The following is a 2,187-nucleotide window of genomic DNA, read 5'->3' as shown; positions in this document are numbered from 1 at the left end:
ATGCGCTGGCCGCGCTCGCCGCGGCCCGTGCGGCCAATCTCGATGCGGCGACGCTCGCGATCAAGCTCGACCGGGTCGGTATCATGACTGGCCGTGGCGTCGAGCAGGCGGTCGGGGGTATCACCGTGATCGACGACAGTTTCAACGGCAATCCGGCCAGCGTTGCTGCCGCGCTGCAAAGCCTGCAGGCGCGCAACGTGACCGGCGGCCGCCGCGTTGCGGTACTCGGCGACATGCTGGAGCTGGGCGAAGATGCGCCCGATTATCACACCGCCCTCGCCAAGCATCTCGACGGTATTGACGGCGTCTACTGCGTCGGCCCCCTGATGCGCCACCTCTACGAGGTGCTCCCGGCCGGCAAGGGCCTCGGCTGGCACGACGATCCCGCCTCTCTGAAGCCGGGCGAGGTCGCCAACCTGCTGAGGGCGGGCGATGTCGTGGTTGTCAAGGGCAGCAAGAAGATGTTCTGGGTCAACAAGTTTGTGCCAGGCCTGGTGGCCGCCTTGCAGGCAAAGGCGTAAACTGCTTGGAAGGCGCTGTTCCCGAATCCCACCCTTTGCGGCGCGAAGCCGTCCCGGTTTCCCCAGAGGTCACGCGACCCATGATGAAGACCAGCGAATGCGCGTGAGACACGTTGAGGCCAAGATCAAGGCCAAAACCGCGTGCATAGGCGCCATAGGACCAACTGAATGTTTTACTGGCTGATCGAGCTCTCCAACACATTTCCGGGCTTCGGTGCCGTTCGCACCTTCCTGAACGTCTTCCGCTACATCACCTTCCGCACCGGCGGCGCCGTCGTCACCGGCGCGCTGTTCGTGTTCCTGTTCGGACCATGGATTATCGATCATTTGCGCATCCGCCAGGGCAAGGGCCAGCCGATCCGCAGCGACGGTCCGCAATCGCATCTCGCCAAGAAGGGCACGCCCACCATGGGCGGGCTGATGATCCTGTCCGGCCTCACCGTCGGCACCGTGCTGTGGGCCAATCCACTCAACCCTTACGTCTGGATCGTGCTGGCGGTGACGCTCGGCTTCGGCTTCGTCGGCTTCTATGACGATTACCTCAAGGTGACCAAGCAGACCACGACCGGGTTCGGCAGCAAGCTCCGCCTGCTGATCGAAGCCGCCATCGCACTGGTGGCCTGCTACGCCCTGGTGCGGCTGAACCGCGATCCTGCCTCGACCGCGCTGACGATTCCCTTCCTCAAGGACACCGTGCTGCATTTCGGCTGGTTCTTCGTCATCTTCGGGGCCTTCGTCATCGTCGGCTCCGGCAACGCGGTGAACCTCACCGACGGTCTCGACGGCCTCGCTATCGTTCCCGTGATGATCGCGACCGCGAGCTTTGCGATGATCGCCTATCTCGCCGGCAACGCGGTGTTCGCCGAATATCTCCAGATCAAATATGTCGCCGGCACCGGCGAGCTTGCGGTGCTCTGCGGCGCGCTGCTGGGCGCCGGCCTCGGCTTCCTCTGGTTCAACGCGCCGCCGGCCTCGATCTTCATGGGCGACACCGGCTCGCTCGCGCTCGGCGGCATGCTGGGCGCCATCGCGGTGGCGGTGAAGCACGAGATCGTGCTCGCGGTGATCGGCGGCCTGTTCGTGCTGGAAGCGGTCTCCGTCATCGTGCAGGTGGTGTCGTTCAAGCTCACGGGCAAGCGCATCTTCCGGATGGCGCCGATCCATCACCATTTCGAGCAGCTCGGCTGGACCGAGCCGCAGATCGTGATCCGCTTCTGGATCATCTCGGTGATGCTGGCGCTGGCCGGTCTCTCCACGCTGAAGCTGCGGTGATGATGGTCGTCGCGATTCAATCTTGCTGTCATTCCGGGGCGGCGTGCCAGCGTCGAACCCGGAATCTCGAGGTTCCGGGTTCTCGCTGCGCGAGCCCCGGAACGACGGGGATGAAATCATCATGATCCCCGTCACGTCCTTTGCCGGCAAAACCGTCGCGGTGTTTGGCCTCGGCGGTTCGGGGCTCGCCTCCTGCCACGCGCTGAAGGCCGGCGGCGCCGAGGTGATCGCGGCCGACGACAATGCCGAGAACGTCGCCAAGGCCGTGCAGGCCGGTTTCATCACCGCGGATCTGCGCAATGTTTCCTGGGCAAACTTTGCGGCCCTCGTGCTCGCGCCCGGCGTGCCGCTGACGCATCCGGTGCCGCACGGGAGCGTGCTGCAGGCGCGCGAG

General features: G+C 65.0%; 2 protein-coding genes and 1 pseudogene. All 3 read left to right on the top strand.

Annotated elements, in window-relative coordinates; genetic code table 11:
* The coding region (locus MOV74_RS36560) for a glutamate ligase domain-containing protein (protein ID WP_309486874.1) at positions 1–521 on the top strand (521 nt) is incomplete at its 5' end.
* Positions 522–689: 168 nt separating this feature from the next.
* On the top strand, positions 690–1,793 hold the full coding sequence (gene mraY / locus MOV74_RS36555) for a phospho-N-acetylmuramoyl-pentapeptide-transferase (protein ID WP_063202105.1): 1,104 nt from the start codon (positions 690–692) through the stop codon (positions 1,791–1,793).
* Between the two features lie 121 nt (positions 1,794–1,914).
* Positions 1,915–2,187 (top strand): annotated as a pseudogene (murD, locus tag MOV74_RS36550) (UDP-N-acetylmuramoyl-L-alanine--D-glutamate ligase); the annotation flags it as partial.

This window comes from Bradyrhizobium sp. SHOUNA76, assembly GCF_023006445.1.
Lineage (GTDB): Bacteria > Pseudomonadota > Alphaproteobacteria > Rhizobiales > Xanthobacteraceae > Bradyrhizobium.
Note: the sequence above shows the minus strand (reverse complement) of the source record. Positions and strands in the feature narration are given on the sequence as shown.

Bases quoted from the DNA above. Each gene is read 5' to 3' on its own strand.
- mraY (WP_063202105.1), top strand. From the start codon at position 690: ATGTTTTACTGGCTGATCGAGCTCTCCAACACATTTCCGGGCTTCGGT.